Origin of the sequence: Rhodococcus sp. DN22, assembly GCF_036669995.1 — a bacterium.
Classification (GTDB): Bacteria; Actinomycetota; Actinomycetes; order Mycobacteriales; family Mycobacteriaceae; genus Rhodococcus_F; species Rhodococcus_F erythropolis.
In genome coordinates this window covers 1,858,053-1,875,072 of record NZ_CP133326.1, presented here as the reverse complement: position 1 = coordinate 1,875,072, position 17,020 = coordinate 1,858,053, and the positions used below count along the sequence as shown (strand labels likewise).

The 17,020-nt window shown below is 62.8% G+C and carries 17 protein-coding genes; 7 read left to right on the top strand and 10 right to left on the bottom strand.

Annotated features, from left to right (window positions below):
* The first annotated feature begins 45 nt into the window (after window positions 1–45).
* Genes RA302_RS08780 through RA302_RS08770 form a run of 3 tightly spaced genes read left to right on the top strand, consistent with a single transcriptional unit; the run spans window position 46 to window position 2,275 of the window.
* Complete coding sequence (locus RA302_RS08780) at window positions 46–846, top strand: crotonase/enoyl-CoA hydratase family protein (protein ID WP_020906831.1); 801 nt, start codon at window positions 46–48, stop codon at window positions 844–846.
* Window positions 843–1,703, top strand: a complete 861-nt coding sequence (locus tag RA302_RS08775; RefSeq protein WP_338480207.1) for an EamA family transporter — start codon at window positions 843–845, stop codon at window positions 1,701–1,703. The genes RA302_RS08780 and RA302_RS08775 overlap by 4 nt, the downstream gene beginning before the upstream one ends.
* A gap of 44 nt (window positions 1,704–1,747) precedes the next feature.
* Window positions 1,748–2,275 (top strand): gamma carbonic anhydrase family protein, encoded by a 528-nt coding sequence (locus tag RA302_RS08770; protein ID WP_338480205.1) that lies wholly within the window; start codon window positions 1,748–1,750, stop codon window positions 2,273–2,275.
* 40 nt (window positions 2,276–2,315) lie between these two features.
* Here the strand turns inward: RA302_RS08770 and RA302_RS08765 are convergent, their stop codons facing one another.
* The 7 genes from RA302_RS08765 to RA302_RS08735 all read right to left on the bottom strand — a co-directional run bounded on the left by RA302_RS08765 (window position 2,316) and on the right by RA302_RS08735 (window position 8,815).
* Window positions 2,316–3,302 (bottom strand): pirin family protein, encoded by a 987-nt coding sequence (locus tag RA302_RS08765; RefSeq protein ID WP_041815726.1) that lies wholly within the window; start codon window positions 3,300–3,302, stop codon window positions 2,316–2,318.
* A 20-nt stretch (window positions 3,303–3,322) separates the two neighbouring features.
* Complete coding sequence (locus RA302_RS08760) at window positions 3,323–3,796, bottom strand: MarR family transcriptional regulator (RefSeq protein WP_020906828.1); 474 nt, start codon at window positions 3,794–3,796, stop codon at window positions 3,323–3,325.
* Complete coding sequence (locus RA302_RS08755) at window positions 3,783–4,877, bottom strand: LLM class flavin-dependent oxidoreductase (RefSeq protein WP_020906827.1); 1,095 nt, start codon at window positions 4,875–4,877, stop codon at window positions 3,783–3,785. Before RA302_RS08755 ends, RA302_RS08760 begins: the two co-directional genes overlap by 14 nt.
* 147 nt (window positions 4,878–5,024) lie before the next feature.
* Window positions 5,025–6,557, bottom strand: a complete 1,533-nt coding sequence (locus RA302_RS08750) for a DHA2 family efflux MFS transporter permease subunit (RefSeq protein WP_003942006.1) — start codon at window positions 6,555–6,557, stop codon at window positions 5,025–5,027.
* Entirely contained in the window at window positions 6,554–7,024 is a 471-nt protein-coding gene (locus RA302_RS08745; protein WP_003941890.1) for a MarR family winged helix-turn-helix transcriptional regulator, read from the bottom strand. The genes RA302_RS08750 and RA302_RS08745 overlap by 4 nt, the downstream gene beginning before the upstream one ends.
* A gap of 89 nt (window positions 7,025–7,113) precedes the next feature.
* Complete coding sequence (locus RA302_RS08740; RefSeq protein ID WP_019744299.1) at window positions 7,114–8,079, bottom strand: NADPH:quinone oxidoreductase family protein; 966 nt, start codon at window positions 8,077–8,079, stop codon at window positions 7,114–7,116.
* A gap of 79 nt (window positions 8,080–8,158) precedes the next feature.
* Window positions 8,159–8,815, bottom strand: a complete 657-nt coding sequence (locus RA302_RS08735) for a TetR/AcrR family transcriptional regulator (protein WP_021334063.1) — start codon at window positions 8,813–8,815, stop codon at window positions 8,159–8,161.
* Window positions 8,816–8,880: 65 nt separating this feature from the next.
* On the opposite strand from RA302_RS08735, the gene RA302_RS08730 reads away from it, so the two are divergent.
* Both RA302_RS08730 and RA302_RS08725 read left to right on the top strand, forming a co-directional pair.
* Complete coding sequence (locus RA302_RS08730; protein WP_084326720.1) at window positions 8,881–9,870, top strand: NAD(P)-dependent alcohol dehydrogenase; 990 nt, start codon at window positions 8,881–8,883, stop codon at window positions 9,868–9,870.
* Between the two features lie 44 nt (window positions 9,871–9,914).
* The gene (locus RA302_RS08725; RefSeq protein ID WP_020906825.1) at window positions 9,915–10,673 is read left to right on the top strand and encodes an acyl-ACP thioesterase domain-containing protein; all 759 of its coding nucleotides are present in this window, start codon (window positions 9,915–9,917) and stop codon (window positions 10,671–10,673) included.
* Here the strand turns inward: RA302_RS08725 and RA302_RS08720 are convergent.
* Entirely contained in the window at window positions 10,670–10,870 is a 201-nt protein-coding gene (locus RA302_RS08720; protein WP_003941897.1) for a hypothetical protein, read from the bottom strand. The genes RA302_RS08725 and RA302_RS08720 overlap by 4 nt on opposite strands.
* Before the next feature lie 73 nt (window positions 10,871–10,943).
* On the opposite strand from RA302_RS08720, the gene RA302_RS08715 reads away from it, so the two are divergent.
* Window positions 10,944–11,441 carry a histidine phosphatase family protein gene (locus RA302_RS08715; RefSeq protein ID WP_007728426.1) on the top strand — a complete coding sequence of 166 codons (498 nt, stop codon included), beginning with the start codon at window positions 10,944–10,946 and terminating at the stop codon, window positions 11,439–11,441.
* Between the two features lie 13 nt (window positions 11,442–11,454).
* Here RA302_RS08715 and RA302_RS08710 read toward each other — a convergent pair whose 3' ends face one another.
* On the bottom strand, window positions 11,455–12,462 hold the full coding sequence (locus RA302_RS08710) for an LLM class flavin-dependent oxidoreductase (RefSeq protein WP_338480194.1): 1,008 nt from the start codon (window positions 12,460–12,462) through the stop codon (window positions 11,455–11,457).
* A gap of 88 nt (window positions 12,463–12,550) precedes the next feature.
* On the opposite strand from RA302_RS08710, the gene RA302_RS08705 reads away from it, so the two are divergent.
* Window positions 12,551–12,937 carry a glyoxalase superfamily protein gene (locus RA302_RS08705; protein WP_003942070.1) on the top strand — a complete coding sequence of 129 codons (387 nt, stop codon included), beginning with the start codon at window positions 12,551–12,553 and terminating at the stop codon, window positions 12,935–12,937.
* A gap of 95 nt (window positions 12,938–13,032) precedes the next feature.
* On the opposite strand, the gene RA302_RS08700 is transcribed toward RA302_RS08705, so the two are convergent.
* Window positions 13,033–16,989, bottom strand: coding sequence for a DNA-directed RNA polymerase subunit beta' (locus RA302_RS08700; protein ID WP_019744304.1), 3,957 nt, complete (start codon window positions 16,987–16,989; stop codon window positions 13,033–13,035).
* Window positions 16,990–17,020: the final 31 nt, after the last annotated feature.

Below are 17,020 nucleotides of genomic sequence, written 5' to 3'. Positions count from 1 at the left end.
CGATGAGAGACTGAGCTCAACTGCCATCGACTACCAGGAGCACCCATGAGCGACGCCGTACTGATCTCGCGAACCGGCGATGTGGTCACGTGGACCCTCAATCGCCCGGACACCCGCAACGCGATCTCCGAGATCGACATGATCGAGGCCCTCGAAGACGCGGTCACCGCAGTCAACCGAGATCAGAGTGTGCGCGCGGTCATCCTCACGGGGGCCGGGTCGGCTTTCTCCTCCGGCGGCAACGTCAAACACATGCGAGACAAGGAAGGCATGTTCGGTGGTGCTCCCGGCGAGATCCGCCAGGGCTACCGGCACGGCATCCAGCGCATTCCGCTCGCGCTGTACACGTGTGAGGTGCCGACCATCGCCGCGGTCAACGGCCCGGCCATCGGAGCGGGCTGCGACCTCTCCCTCATGTGCGACCTCCGCATCGCCTCGACCGCCGCAGTCTTCGCCGAGAGCTTCGTCAAGGTGGGACTCATCCCCGGCGACGGCGGAGCCTGGCTGCTCCCCCGCGCGATCGGCAACGCCCGCGCCGCCGAGATGGCGTTCACCGGCGAACCCATCGATGCTGCGAAGGCACTCGACTGGGGTCTGGTCTCGCAGATCACCGAACCCGAGGAATTGCTTTCCGCAGCGCATGCTTTGGCAGCTCGAGTAGCCGCCAATCCCCCGCAGGTACTCCGCATGACCAAGAAACTCCTCCGCGAAGGCCAGCACCAGAGCCTCGAGAGCCTGCTCGAACTCTCGGCCGCCATGCAGTCGATCGCCCACCACACCCGAGATCACCACGAAGCCGTCGCCGCGATGCTCGAGCGTCGAAGTCCCGAGTTCACCGGAGAATGAAGGCCGGCAGTCAGCTACTGCCGGTCGGCGCAGTCCTCACCTCGATACTGTCGCTCCAGTTCGGAGCGGCATTCGCGACGACCCTGTTCTCGCAGATCGGGCCGGCCGGAGCCACGACGCTTCGGCTGACGATCGCCGCGATCATCCTCGGCGTCATCGTCCGCCCGCAATGGAGCAGGTGGTCGAACCGGCAACGCAAAGGCATCTTCGCGCTGGGCATCGCCCTCGCCGTGATGAACGGCGCCTTCTACCTCGCCCTCGACACGGTGCCCATCGGCACCGCCGTCACCATCGAGTTCCTCGGACCGTTGACGCTGGCCGCAGTTCTGTCTCGTCGGTGGGCCGACGGAGCGTGGGTACTGCTCGCCTTCGGCGGAGTGTTGCTGCTCGGGTTAGGCGATCACGGCGAATCCGGTTTGGACCCGATCGGGGTGATGTTCGCGTTGATCGCCGCGACTGCGTGGGCCGGCTACATCGTGGCCGGTTCCCACCTGGCCGCGACGCTCCCGAGTGCCGACGGGTTGGCGGGCGCAAGCATCGTCGCAGCCGTATTGACGCTCCCCTTCGGCGTCGTCTCGGGCGGAAGCGAACTGCTGGATCCGAAGATGCTCGCCGCAGGCGCCGCCGTCGCCATCCTCTCGTCCGTCATCCCGTACAGCTTGGAAATGTGGGCGCTGCGCTCCTTGGCCAAGAAGGTCTTCGCGGTCCTCATCGCCCTCGAACCGGCAGCGGCCGCACTGGCCGGAGTCCTCGTGATCGGGCAAACGCTCGACGCTTTCACACTCGTCGCCATCGGACTGGTGGTGACCGCGGGTGTCGGGACGGTCGTCATGAATCGAAAGTCCACACCGAAATAGTCCAGGTACCGTCAGAGCACGTCATTCCAACGCACAGGAGAACCATGACCAACCCGATCATCGCCACCGTTCTCGGTAACACCCCGCAGATCGACGAAAGTGCGTTCATCGCACCCACCGCCACCGTTGTCGGCGCTGTGACCATCGCTGCGGGAGCCAGCATCTGGTACGGCGCGGTTATCCGCGGCGACGCAGAATCGATCTCCATCGGCGCTGACACCAACATTCAGGACAACTGCACCGTGCACGCCGACCCGACGTTCCCCGCAGTGCTGGGCGAGCGAATCTCGGTCGGCCACAACGCAGTGCTGCACGGGTGCACCGTCGAAGACGACGTTCTCGTCGGCATGGGTGCCGTGGTGCTCAACGGCGCACACATCGGTTCGGGATCACTGATTGCAGCCGGTGCGGTCGTGTCTCAGGGGATGCAAATCCCGCCTGGATCACTGGTCGCCGGCGTGCCCGCCAAGGTCAAACGTGAACTCTCCGAAGGCGAAAAGGCCGGTATCACCGCCAACGGCGCCGGCTACATCATGCTCGCGAAGGCTCACCAGGACATCGAACAGGCCTGATCGAGACGATGCTCGCGGACGGTAGCCGCAAGAGCAACGACTAGTCTCGGGGCCGCAACGTACTGTTCGGCAACTCGGGTGCCGGGAGCGCCGGGCCGTCGTATCCCGGCACCACGCCGAAACGCTGGTCCGGGACGCTGCCGTCGAATCCGGAGGCCAGCTCGGCCTGCCACTTGCGTCGATACTCGACGATCTCTTCGTGTGTACGGCCCATGAAGTTCCACCACATGATGACCTGCTCGCCCAACGGTTTCCCGCCGAGAAGTAGCAGTCGAGCCGGTTCGGATCCCGGATTGCGCAAAGTCAGTTTTCCGAAACCCGGTGCTTGATAACCCAACTCGGCCCAGCCGACGGTGGTACCACGCAGAACAACCGATCCTTGATCGACGATCACGCCGTGCTCATGTGAACGATCGACATCGAGGGCGATCTCGGCCCCAGGATCGAGAATCACCTCGGCACCGAGTAATTCGGTGAAGGTAGACACCGGAGACGTGTCACCGGCGAGCGAACCGAGGAACACACTGAGCGTGGCACCATCGGTGGTCACCGGCTCCGGTCGATAGTGAACGAACGCGGGTGCGGTATCGCGCGCCGCATCCGGCAGCGCCACCCACAACTGCATCCCGTGCAGAACCTTCGTATTCGGCGTCGACACCTCGGAGTGCGCGATCCCACTCCCGGCCGTCATCAAATTCAGTTCACCCGGCCGCACCATCGCATGGGAACCGATGCTGTCACGGTGCTCGATCTCTCCGGTGAACAGCCAACTCACCGTTTGCAATCCGGTATGCGGATGCGGCGGCACATGCATGCCCGGTCCTGAGCCGACGTCATCCGGACCGTAATGATCGGCAAAACACCATGCCCCGATCAGCGAACGCTCGCGTTGCGGAAGGGTGCGACGCACTCGCATCGCCCGCGGGCCACCGAGCGGTACGTCGCGCGGGGTGAGAATCTGAATCTCGCTCTCCGCCGGATGGCCTTCGCATTCCTGCTCGACGGGCTGCGCTTCGAGGTTGCTCATATCGTCCATCCTGCCTCTAGTCATGACTGCGCGAGACGCAGACGCGTGCACAATTCGGCCAACATTCGAAGTTCATCCGCGTCCAGGGCCGGTCCGACGTGGCGTCGAATGCTCGCCGCATGACGGCGACCCACTGATTTCTGCAGCGCTGCACCCGCTTCGGTGAGTTGCACGATCGTCCCGCGGCGATCCTGTGGATCAACACTTCTCGATACCAGACCTTCGCCCTCCAACCGTTCTACCAGGCGGCTGAGTGACGGCTGGCTCAACAGGATCTCGCGATTCAGGTCATGCAGGCGAAGTGAACTACTCGGTGTGAGGCTCAATGTGAACAGCACGTCGTACTCGCGCATCGACACCTGATCCCAGACGTCATCGGCAGAGAGCCGCCGCAGCACCGACACCTGGGCGCGAAACAAGGCTTCCCAGGCGTCGGTGGCGAGTTCGGTGGTACTGACCGGAACCTCAGGCGGTTGCTCGTCAGGCAGTGACACTGCTTGCCTCACGAGCCGCCTTCATCGACGCGTGAGTGGGCGGGTTGTCCGGCACATGTGCGGGCCGCCTGGCCGCGAACTCACGGCGCAGAACCGGAACAACTTCCTCACCGAGCAGATCGAGCTGCTCGAGCACCGTCTTGAGCGGCAGCCCGGCGTGATCCATCAGGAACAGCTGGCGCTGGTAGTCGCCGAAGAAATCGGCAAACGCCAACGTCTTCTCGATGACCTGCTCAGGGGAACCGACGGTCAGCGGCGTCTGCTCGGTGAACTCTTCGAGTGAGGGCCCGTGGCCGTACACCGGAGCATTGTCGAAATACGGACGGAATTCCTTGACCGCGTCCTGACTGTTCTTGCGCATGAAGACCTGACCACCGAGACCGACAATCGCCTGATCCGCGGAGCCGTGGCCGTAATGCTCGTAACGCTGGCGGTAGAGATTGATCAGCTCGATGTAGTGCTCTTTCGGCCAGAAGATGTTGTTCGCGAAGAATCCGTCGCCGTGATATGCCGCGATCTCCGCAATCTCGGGGCTGCGGATCGAACCGTGCCACACGAACGGCGCGACGCCGTCCAGCGGGCGCGGGGTGGACGTGAATCCCTGGAGTGGAGTGCGGTACTCCCCTTGCCAGTTCACGACCTCCTCGTCCCAGAGCCGGCGAAGAAGTTGATAGTTCTCGAGTGCCAACGGGATACCGGCGCGAATGTCCTTGCCGAACCACGGGTACACCGGCGCGGTATTTCCGCGTCCCATCATCAGATCGACACGCCCCTCAGCGAGGTGTTGAAGCATCGCGTAATCCTCGGCGATCTTCACCGGGTCGTTGGTGGTAATCAGCGTCGTGGACGTGGAGAGCGTGATCTTCTCGGTCTGGGCCGCGATGTATCCGAGCATCGTGGTCGGAGATGACGGCACGAACGGCTTGTTGTGGTGCTCGCCGGTCGCGAAGACGTCGAGACCGACTTCCTCGGCGTGCTTGGCGATGGTCGTCATGGCCTTGATGCGCTCGTGCTCTGTCGGGGTCTTACCCGTCGTGGGATCAGTGGTGACGTCACCGACCGTGAAGATTCCGAACTGCATGGTTGCTCCTCCGCGAACTAGATCCATGCGTTTGCATGTAACTGATCAAACATTCAACCATCCAGCTGTATTCCACGGCAAAAAAATGAGGGCGGCACACAAGATGTGTGCCGCCCTCACCTGGACGAACGATCTACCGAAAAGCGGTCAGTGCATAACGATCGGCGTTGCCGTCTCGCCCTCGGCCACCGGCCTGGTGGTCTTGCTCCGCGGCAGGAAGAACGCCGGGATGAGGGTCAGGACGATCAGCACAGTGGCAACGAGGAAGGTGTTGCCGAAGGCATCCGAGGCCGCACTGAGAATCGAATTGGCAGCAGACTCCTGCGGACTTCCCGGCTCGGTCGGAATGTGCGACGCCGCACCGACCATCGTCGTATCGAGGCCACGATCGAGAAGCTGGTTGGTCAAGACCACCGACATCACGGCGGTACCGATCGAACCTGCGGTCTGCTGAACGATGTTCATCAGGGTGGAGCCGCGAGCGATCTGCTCGTTGGAGAGCGTCACGATAGCTGCGGTCATCAGCGGCATCATGGTGCAACCCATACCGAGGCCCATGACGAACAAGGCGCCCATCAGCAGCCACGTCGGCGAGTCGGAAGCGACCTGCGTGAACACACCCAAACCGATGAGAATCAGCGGCAAACCGGTCAGGACGATCTTGCCCGGGCCGATCTTGTCGACCAGTCGACCAGCGATCGGCATGGTGACCATAGCGCCCAGACCCTGTGGAGCCATCAACAATCCGGCCGCGAGCGTGGTGTGCCCGCCGACCTGAATGAAGTAGCTCGGGAACAGCAACCCGGCGCCCATGAACGCGACGATGAACAGCGACGTCGTGATGACGGCGGTGGTCAACTGACGGTTCTTGAACAGGTGCAGGTCGATCAGCGGGTGATCCTTGTTGAGCGCGTGGAACACGAAGGCGATGATCAGCGCCAGACCGATCCCGGCCGACACCAGAACTCGAGCGGACGCGACGGTTCCCACCTCAGGGATGGACGACACACCGAACAGGAACAGCGCCAGGCCGGGCGACAGCAGGATCATGCCGAGGAAGTCGAAGGACTCCGAAGGCTTCGCCTTGTCGGACGGCAGAATGATGAACGCAGCAGCCAGAGCGATGATGCCGATCGGCAAGTTGATCAGGAAGATCCAGTGCCAGCTCGCGGCCTCGATCAGCCAACCACCGAGAATCGGGCCGCCGATAGGACCGAGCAGCATCGGGATACCGAGAACTGCCATGACACGACCGACACGGTCCGGACCGGCGGCCCGGGTCATGATCGTCATACCGAGCGGCATCAACATGCCGCCGCCGAGACCCTGGAGCACGCGGAAGCCGATGAGCGAGGTGATGTCCCACGCCATCGCACAAGCGACCGAACCGAGCACGAACAGCACCAGGGCCGTCATGTACAGGCGCTTGGTGCCGAAACGGTCGGCAGCCCAACCGGTAACCGGAATGACCGTCGCCAAGGCGAGCGTGTAGGCCGTCATCGTCCACGCGACGGTGGCGTACGAAGTTTCGAAGTCCTCGGCAAAAGTGGTGAGCGCGACGCTCACCACGGTTACGTCGAGAATCGACATGATGGCGCCGAGCACCACCACGGAAGCGATCTTGAGGACCGCCCCGTCAAGTTTGTCGGACGCCGGTGCCGGCGCGTTCGGCGATGTCATCGCGAAGTCTCCTGGTTAAGTGCTCGCAGATAGTCACCCGCGAGAATGGGCTTGAGAGCCTCGAACAAACGAATCCGCTCTGGCTCAGGAACACGCGACGCGAATTCGCGAAGCTGGCCGCGCTTGCACTCGATGTGGTTGGTCGTCACCTTACGACCGGCCTCCGACAAGGAAACCCGCTTGACGCGTCGGTCCCGCTCGTCTTCACGGCGATCGACCAGACCCATGTTCACGAGCTGATCGATGTTCCGCCCCGTAGCTGCCACCGAGAGCCGAAGCTCGTCGGCAACCTCGTTGATCGGGATCGCCGCATCACGTTGTGCAAGTACGAACAGCACACGCACCTGAGAGAACGAGAGATCCAGTTCGATCAACGCATCGATCGACTCCGAATCACCGGCGCTCATCAGGCGAGTGAACAACTCGTCGAGTGCTCCATACAGGTCATCAGAATCGGAAGCGATCACCTGGCAAATGGTAGTGCGGTTGCAACTATTGCCCAAATGAAAACATGTTGCAACTTATTATTTGGTGAGCACCATCACGTTGCGAAGAATCATTCCTGCAGCAAGATGGCCTTTCCGAGAACTTTGCCGCTTTCGAGATCAGCCAGGGCAACTGCTGCGTCGGCAAGCGGATACCGTGCCTTGACCAGCGGACGCAAGCCGTTCCGGACGTGTTCTACCAGCGATGCATGCACCTCGGCTACCGCTTCGGGATTGGTGCGCGTGAACTCGCCCCACGCCGCGCCGACAATGCTGATGTTGCGGAAGAGCACCCGGTTCACCTTGACCTGAGGGATGCCGCCGCCGGCAAATCCGATAACCACAAGACGCCCCTCCGGCGCCAGAACCCGGACCGCGTCGTCGAACGCATCCCCGCCTACCGGATCTACCACGATCTGAGCGCCGACGCCGTCGGTCAGTTCCCGAATCCGCTCTCCCCATCCCGGAGCCAGCGCGACAACCTCGTCGGCACCGAGCTCACGCAAGAAGTCCTCGACGCCTTCGCGTCGTACCACGGCGATCACCCGGGCACCGTGCGCCTTGGCCAGCTGGATGGTTGCCGTTCCGACTCCGCCCGCAGCGCCGAGCACGACGACCGTCTCCCCCGCGACGATCTTCGCGCGACGAGCCAGCGCGAACTCCATCGTCTGATAGTTGATGATCAGAGAGGCCGCCTCGTCGAAGGCCAGTCCGTCCGGAATTCGGAGTACCTGCGCCGGGTTGACGGCAATCCGCTCTGCGTAGCCGCCCAGATACGCGGCCGCGAGAACACGATCGCCCGGAGCGAAACCCGACCCTTCCGGCGCGGAGACCACGACGCCCGAGATCTCCGCGCCGGGAATGAACGGCGGTTCCGGGCGGATCTGATACTTGCCGTAGGTGATGAGTAGGTCCGGAAAGCAGACGCCACTGGCCTTCACATCGATGAGAACAAGACCTTCGGCTGCGGGCTCGGGAACCTCCTGCGCGACAATTCCTTCGGGACCGGACAGTTCCGTAACCACCATGGCGCGCACAGAAAGCTCCTCTTCGGGACATCTGAAGTCTGGACCGGTAACCCGGTTTTCTCGACTTTAACCCGGTACTCACGTCAGATCATCGTTCGCTCCCGATGTGCAGACGTTCGAGTCCGTCGAGAATCAGATCAAGACCGAAAGCGAATTCGGCGGCGTAGCTGTATCCCGGAGCTAGGACGTGCTCGGTGGTCAGCTCGGCCAGGTGCGGATACTGACCGCTCTCGAACGAGCCCATGATCGCCTTCGCCAGTTCCGTCGTTTCCTGCGCTGTTTCGAACGGCAAGCTCACCTCTTGCAGCACGAAGCCGTAGATGTACGCATCCATGATCGAAAAGGCATGCGCAGCAAGGGCGACCGGAAAGTCGGCAGCGCGTAGTGTGCCGATGACGGCGTCGTGGTGGCGCAGGGTCGCGGGACCAGGCGTCGTTCGGGACTCCATCAACGGAGTTGCCCACGGGTGCCTCCCCAGCACCTCCCGAGTCGATACCGCTCGCGCGTGAACTTCCGTTCGCCACGGCAGTCCCGGCGTCGGAAGATCGATCTCCGCAAAGACCGCGTCGACCATTCCGTCGAGCAGATCCCCCTTGTCCGAAACATGGTTGTACAGAGACATCGCCTCGACGCCCAGTTCGGTCCCCAGCTTCCGCATGGTCATCGAATCGATTCCGACGGAATCTGCAAGCGCCACGGCAGCGCGTACAACGTCATCTCGGGTCAATCTTGTGCGCTTCTCCACATTGACAGAACTTACACCGTAAGTGCAATACTTACGGTGTAAGCATTCGACGAAAGGAGACTCGCATGCCGCAGGAACTGATGACCGCCGTCGTACAGGATCGCTACGGCGAAGCCGACGTTCTCTACCTCGACCACATTCCGCGCCCCACTGTCGCCGACAACGAAGTGCTGATTCGCGTCGAGGCCGCGTCCGTCGACCGCGGGGCATGGCATCTCATGGCCGGACTGCCATATCCGTTGCGCCTCGCGGGATTTGGACTGCGCAGACCTGAGAACCGGGTCCGCGGACTGGACGTTTCCGGCCGAGTGGAGGCCGTCGGCAGTTCGGTGACCCGCGTGGCAGTCGGCCAGGAGGTATACGGGATCGCGGTCGGTTCGTTCGCGGAGTACGCGTGCGCACTCGAGACGAAGATTGCTGCAAAACCTGCCCGGTTGTCGTTCGCACAAGCAGCAGCGGTGCCGGTCTCCGGCCTCACAGCGCTGCAAGCCGTGCGCGACCACGGCCGCGTGCAGGCCGGGCAATCCGTCCTCGTTCTCGGTGCGTCCGGTGGCGTCGGGATCTACGCGGTGCAGGTGGCAAAAGCCATGGGCGCGCTCGTCACCGGCGTATGCAGCACCTCGAAAGCCGATACCGTCCGCTCCCTCGGTGCCGACGAGGTTCTCGACTACCGCTTCGACGACGCCACCGACGGATCGCATCGGTACGACGTCATCATCGACACCGGCGGCAACCGCCGACTGCGAGATCTTCGACGGGCGCTCACACGCACCGGGAGGCTCGTGATCGTGGGCGGCGAGAACGGTGGACGGTGGCTCGGCGGAATCGATCGCCAAATCCGCGCACTGTGCTTGTCTCCGTTCGTATCTCAGAAGCTCGGGTCTTTGATGGCTTCGGAGAACGCCGAGGATCTGGAGGTGCTGACGGCAATGATCGACGCAGGTGTCATCACCCCGGTGATCGACTCCGTTCATCCCCTTGCCGACACCGCCGTCGCCGTGGCACGAATGGTCGACGGTTCCGGCTGCGGAAAGCAGATAATCGCCACTCGCTGAAAAGCCTGACAGAATCGGCTCACTCCAGCGAACAGGAATCTCACGTGAACCCAGATCTCACGCTCGCGCCGCAGCCAGACAGAGGACCGATCTTCGTCAAGTCCCGCCCGGTCCGCACCGGCGACATCGACGTCGCCAAGCAGGTCAGGCTCGACGCCGTCGCCCGTTATCTGCAGGACATCGGCAACGACAACATCGAAGCCGCCGGCGCCATCGACACTCATCCGCTCTGGATAGTGCGTCGTACGGTCGTCGATGTCGTACGCCCGGCGATCTGGCCGGAAGAGTTGACGATGACTCGCTGGTGCTCCGGCTTCTCCACGAGATGGGCGAACATGCGCGTGCGCTTCGACGGCAGCAACGGCGCGCTGATGGAAACCGAAGGCTTCTGGATCAACATCAGCGCCGAGTCAGGCATGCCCACCAGGATGAGCGACGACTTCATGCGGCCGTTGGAAGAATCCACCGACGAGCATCGCCTGAAGTGGAAGCGTGTCCTCGCCGAGAACGCCCCGGAGGCGGACGACGCGGGTGTTCTGGACACGCCGTTCGCTCTGCGCGCCACGGATATCGACCCGTTCGACCACGTCAACAACGCCGTCTACTGGCAGGCAGTCGAAGAGGTCCTCAGCGCGCGCACCGAACTGCGTACAGTTCCGCATCGAGCACTGATCGAGTACCTCTCCCCCATCGTCTCCAGCGACGACGTCGTCCTGCGCAGCCGCGTCGACGACAAGACCGTCACGGTCTGGTTCCTGGTCGGCGAAGCGCTCCGCGCAGTTGCGCAGGTGAGCGCCCTCTAACGCAGTTTCTGGGTCGCGACAGCCGCGACACCGAACACCAACGCAAGAAGAATCGCGGCCCAGAAACCGAAGAGCCACCACACCACGCCGAACACGACCACTGCCGGGGCAACGGTGATGAAAGCGATGGTGGGGCTTTCGCGTACCACCTCGAGTGCAGTTCGGGCATTAGTTCGATCGAGCTTCTTACCGGCCATCGAAAACCTCCTTCAAGGTCCTGACCATCCAGAGTAACCGGACTGACGGGCACAAAGCGGATACCGTGAACGCATGGCCGACCACCGCACCCTCGTCCTCATGCGACACGGCAAGTCCAGCTACCCCGAGGGCATCCGTGATCACGAGCGTCCGCTCGCCGAACGGGGCCTGCGCGAGGCCCGCATCGGCGGCGAATGGATACGCGAAAACGTCCCGCCCGTAGACGCCGTTCTGTGCTCCACCTCCCGGCGGACCGTCGAAACCCTTGCCTCGACGGGAATCGAAGCTCCCGCCGGATTCGAGAAGTCCATCTACGGCGGCTCACCCGCAGACGTCATTGCAGCTGCGCGAACCACGTCCGACCACGTCAAGACGCTCCTGATCGTCGGACACGAACCCGGAATTCCCTGGACTGCACTCGATCTCGCATCGAACGAAAACTCCGAAGCGGCCCAACGTATCCGCGACAAGTTCCCGACTTCGGCGATCGCCGTCCTCTCCGTACCGGTGCCGTGGACCGAACTCGACGACTCCGTCGCCACTCTGCTCGAGTTTCACGTGCCCCGTTAGATCAACCACACCGCTAAAGCACCTCACGTAGCAGTCGGTCCGAAAGTGCAAGCGTGTCACGGTCGTACGTCGACGTCGACGCCAGCACTTCGTCGGCACCGGTCCGCTCGGCGAGATCGTGAAGCTGTTGTTTCACCTCGACAGGTGTGCCGTGCAGCGCCGACGCCATGAACGACTCGATACGTCTGGCATTTCGATCACTGCGCGGGGCGCGCCTGATCTCGTCCGGCGACGCGAGCGGCGGAAACTCCCCCGTCCGTGACGATTCTGCGAGCGCGTATGCCTCCGGGATCAGCAACTCACGCGCCGCGTCGGTGGTATCGGCAACCGCCACTTCGAGAGAAACCACCACATAGGGTTCGGGATGAGCGTCGGTGGCCCGGAAAGCTCGGCGGTACTCGTCCAATGCATCCACCCGGTCGGTGCTCCCGATTCCGAGTATCGGCCCACCCACGACCACCGGAAGCCCCAGTTGCGCAGCCACTTTCAAACCTGTACGCGTCGCGAGTACGAAGATCGGCACCCCGGTCTCCGACGCCGGCCGTGCCGTCACTGCCGCGGATCCGTGCAGATAGCGCCTCACCTCATCGAGATCTGACGCAAACGTGTCCGGAGCATCCTTGCTGCGTCGTAGTGCCTGACGAACAGGTTCCGTGAATCCCAGCGATCGGCCGAGGCCGAGATCGATTCGCCCCGGGTACAGCGCCTCGAGCATCAAGAACTGCTCGGCGACGATCAGCGGTTGGTGATTCGGCAGCATGACCCCACCGCTCCCGAGTCTGATATCGCGCGTATGCGCGCCGATCGCGGCAAGAAGCACTGCCGGCGACCCGCTCCCGATCCCGGGCACCGCGTGATGCTCGGCCACCCAGAACCGGTGGTAGCCGAGAGCGTCGGCGTGCGCGGCGCGTTCGACGGAATGCGTCAGAGCTGCGGAGTCGGGGTATCCGCTCCTGGTTCGGGATCGGTCGAGCAGTGAGAGAAGCACTCTCGGAGCAACAAGGAATTCGGAAAGTTTCATCCGGACGCCTAATGAGGACCGTTTCTGACCGCAATCCCCGCAACACTGGACCTGTCGCCGGAATCCACCATCACATGAAGGGCACGTCATGGACATCAAGCTCGAACTGGTCGCCATTCCCGTCACCGACATCGACCGCGCCAAGGACTTCTACGTCCGCCTCGGCTTCAACGCCGACCACGATCACACGGTCAGCGAGGACCTGCGCTTCGTCCAGCTGACCCCACCCGGTTCGGCCTGCTCGATCTGCATCGGCAAGGGAATCACCGACGCCGAGCCCGGTTCCGTCGTCGGCATGCAGGTAGTGGTCAAGGACATCGAAGAGGCTGAGCGCGAGTTCAAGAGCCGCGGCATCGACATCAGCCCGATCGACGACCAGGCTTGGGGCCGATTCATCTACTTCGCCGACCCCGACGGCAACAAGTGGGCAGTCCAGGAGATCGTCATCCCGGACCTCAGCGGCAGCAACTCCTGAAGCGAGCGAGATGAAAAATCCCCCCACCTCTTTCGAGGTGGGGGGATTTTCTACGAACTAACGCTTAGCGGTAGTCGTCACATGCGACTACCCGACTAGCGGTAGTCGTTGCTGAAGCCGTAGTCGTCCAGCGGAACTGCAGCACCGGTGTTCTGGCCGAAGCCGTCCGGGCTGTAGTACTGGTCGTCGTACGACGGCACTGCGTAAGCAGCGGCGCGTGCCTCTTCGGTGGGCTGAACCTGGATGTTGCGGTAACGGTTGATACCGGTACCGGCAGGGATCAGCTTACCGATGATGACATTTTCCTTCAGACCGATCAGCTTGTCCGAGCGGCAGTTGATAGCCGCGTCGGTCAAGACACGAGTGGTCTCCTGGAACGATGCCGCGGACAGCCACGAATCCGTCGCGAGCGACGCCTTCGTGATACCCATGAGCACCGGACGGCCGGCTGCGGGCTCGCCACCCTCGGCGACAACGCGGCGGTTTGCCGACTCGAACTCGGCGCGCTCGGTGAGCGAACCGGGCAGGAACTCGGTGGCACCGGAATCGATGATCGTCACGCGACGAAGCATCTGGCGCACGATGACCTCGATGTGCTTGTCGTGGATCGACACACCCTGGCTCCGGTACACCTCCTGGACCTCGTTGACCAAGTGGATCTGAACCTGACGCGGACCCATGACTCGCAGGACCTCGTGGGGATCGGCAGCACCTTCCATGAGCTGCTGTCCGACCTCGACGTGGTCACCGTCAGCCAAGAGGCTTTCGCGACCGTCGGCATGCTTGAAGACGCGCAGACGCTGACGCTTGCTGAGCTTGTCGTAGACAACCTCTTCGCCGCCGTCGTCCGGAACGATGGTGATCTTGTAGAAACGATCGCCGTCTTCGAGCTGTACCCGACCGGTGACGTCCGCGATAGGAGCCTTGCCCTTGGGCACACGTGCCTCGAACAGCTCCTGGACACGCGGCAGACCGCCGGTGATGTCATCTCCTGCGACACCGCCCTGGTGGAAGGTACGCATGGTCAGCTGGGTACCGGGCTCACCGATCGACTGTGCGGCGACGATACCGACAGCCTCACCGATGTCGACCAGCTTGCCGGTGGCCATCGAACGGCCGTAGCAAGTGGCGCAAACGCCGGTGCCGGTGGTGCAGGTCAGGACCGAGCGGACCTTGACCGTCGTGATGCCGGCTTCGAGCAGAGCATCGATCGCGGGGTCACCGAGATCGTGGCCACGCTCGACGATGACGGTGCCGTTCGCGTCGACTGCATCGGCCGCCAAGGTACGGGCGTACGTGCTGGTCTCCACGTGAGCATCGCGGATCATCGTGCCGTCGGCCTGCTTCTCGGCGATCGTGGTGACGATGCCGCGCTCTGTTCCACAGTCGACCTCGCGGACGATGACGTCCTGCGAAACGTCCACCAGACGACGGGTCAGGTAACCCGAGTCGGCGGTGCGGAGTGCGGTATCGGCCAGACCCTTACGAGCACCGTGCGTGTTGATGAAGTACTCGAGAACGGTCAGGCCTTCCTTGAAGGAAGACTTGATCGGACGCGGGATGAACTCACCCTTCGGGTTTGTCACCAGACCCTTCATACCGGCGAGCGAGCGAACCTGAGTCATGTTGCCGGCTGCGCCGGACTTCACGATCATCGGGATCGGGTTGCTGTCGGGGAAGTGAGCCTCCATGGCCTTGCCGACCTTGTCGGTCGCTTCCTGCCAAATGGTGACCAGAGCGCTGTTGCGCTCCTTCTTGTCCAGAGCACCACGCTGGTACTGCTTCTCGATCTTGTCGGCCTGAGCCTCGAAGTCCTCGATGATGGCAGGCTTCTCCGGCGGCACGAGCACGTCGGAAATCGAGACCGTGACACCCGAACGGGTGGCCCAGTAGAACCCGACGTCCTTGAGCTTGTCGACGGTCTGAGCAACCACGATCATCGGGTACCGCTCGGCGAGATCGTTGATGATCGTCGCCTGGCGCTTCTTCGGCATCTGCTCGTTGACGAACGGGTAGTCCGCCGGAAGCAGCTCGTTGAAGAGCACACGGCCGAGTGTCGTGGTGGCGGTCCAGCCGTCACCGTATTTCCAGCCCTCGGGGAACAGTTCGTTCTCGAGGTCGCGCGGCGGACGCTGCTGCGTCAGACGCACCTTGATCTGAGCCTGAACCGAGAGCGCGCCGCGGTCGACTGCCATCTGAGCCTCGGCGGGCGAGGAGTACACGCCCTGCTCTGCCTCGTCGTTGGTCGGAGCAACGAGCTCACCGGTGACACCCTCGTCGAGACGGGTCAGGTGGAACAGACCCGTGACCATGTCCAGACGCGGCATGGCGAGCGGGCGACCCGAAGCAGGCGAGAGGATGTTGTTCGAGGACAGCATCAGGATGCGGGCCTCGGCCTGAGCCTCTGCCGACAGCGGGAGGTGAACAGCCATCTGGTCACCGTCGAAGTCGGCGTTGAAGGCCTCACACACCAGCGGGTGGAGCTGAATGGCCTTGCCCTCGACGAGCTGCGGCTCGAATGCCTGGATACCCAGACGGTGCAGCGTAGGTGCACGGTTGAGCAGCACGGGGTGCTCGGCGATGACCTCTTCGAGGACGTCCCACACCTGGACGCGCTTGCGCTCGACCATGCGCTTGGCCGACTTGATGTTCTGCGCGTGGTTGAGATCGACCAGACGCTTCATCACGAACGGCTTGAACAGCTCGAGAGCCATCAGCTTGGGCAGACCACACTGGTGCAGCTTGAGCTGAGGACCGACGACGATCACGGAACGACCCGAGTAGTCGACGCGCTTACCGAGCAGGTTCTGACGGAAACGACCCTGCTTGCCCTTGAGCAGATCGCTCAGGGACTTCAGCGGGCGGTTACCCGGTCCGGTGACCGGACGTCCACGACGACCGTTGTCGAACAGGGCGTCGACCGACTCCTGCAGCATCCGCTTCTCGTTGTTGACGATGATCTCGGGAGCACCGAGGTCGATCAGTCGCTTGAGGCGGTTGTTGCGGTTGATGACGCGGCGGTACAGGTCGTTGAGGTCGGACGTCGCGAAACGTCCACCGTCGAGCTGAACCATCGGGCGAAGCTCCGGCGGGATCACCGGAACAGCGTTGAGGACCATGCCCATCGGCGAGTTGCCGTTGGTCTGGAATGCCGCAACCACCTTGAGGCGCTTGAGTGCACGCAGCTTCTTCTGGCCCTTGCCGCTGCGGATGGTCTCGCGGAGAGACTCCGCCTCGGCGTCGAGGTCGAAGTTCTGCATCAGGATCTGGATGGACTCTGCGCCCATCGCACCCGTGAAGTACTCGCCGTAACGGTCGACCAGCTCGCGGTACAGGAGCTCGTCGATGATGAGCTGCTTGACGCTCAGCTTGGTGAAGGTGGTCCAGATCTCGTCGAGACGATCCAGCTCACGCTGCGCGCGGTCACGGAGCTGACGCATTTCGCGCTCGCCGCCGTCCTTGACCTTGCGGCGGACATCGGACTTCGCGCCCTCTGCCTCGAGCTCGGCGATGTCGGCTTCGAGCTTCTGCGCACGTGCCTCGAGATCGGCATCGCGCTGATCTGCGACGGTCTTCTTCTCGACCTGCATCTCGGCTTCGAGGGTGGACAGCTCGTTGTGACGGAGCTCCTCGTCGACGCCGACGATGACGTAGGCAGCGAAGTAGATGATCTTTTCGAGATCCTTCGGAGCCAGGTCGAGCAGGTAACCGAGACGGCTCGGAACACCCTTGAAGTACCAGATGTGCGTGACCGGTGCGGCCAGTTCGATGTGACCCATACGCTCACGACGAACCTTGGCGCGAGTGACCTCGACGCCACAGCGCTCACAGATGATGCCCTTGAAGCGGACACGCTTGTACTTACCGCAGTAGCACTCCCAGTCCCGGGTGGGGCCGAAGATCTTCTCGCAGAAGAGGCCGTCCTTCTCGGGCTTGAGCGTGCGGTAGTTGATGGTCTCCGGCTTCTTGACCTCGCCGTAGGACCAATTGCGGATGTCCTCTGCACTGGCCAAGCCAATGCGGAGTTCATCGAAGAAGTTGACGTCGAGCACGTAACTTCCTTTCCCCGTTGGGGTTACGGTT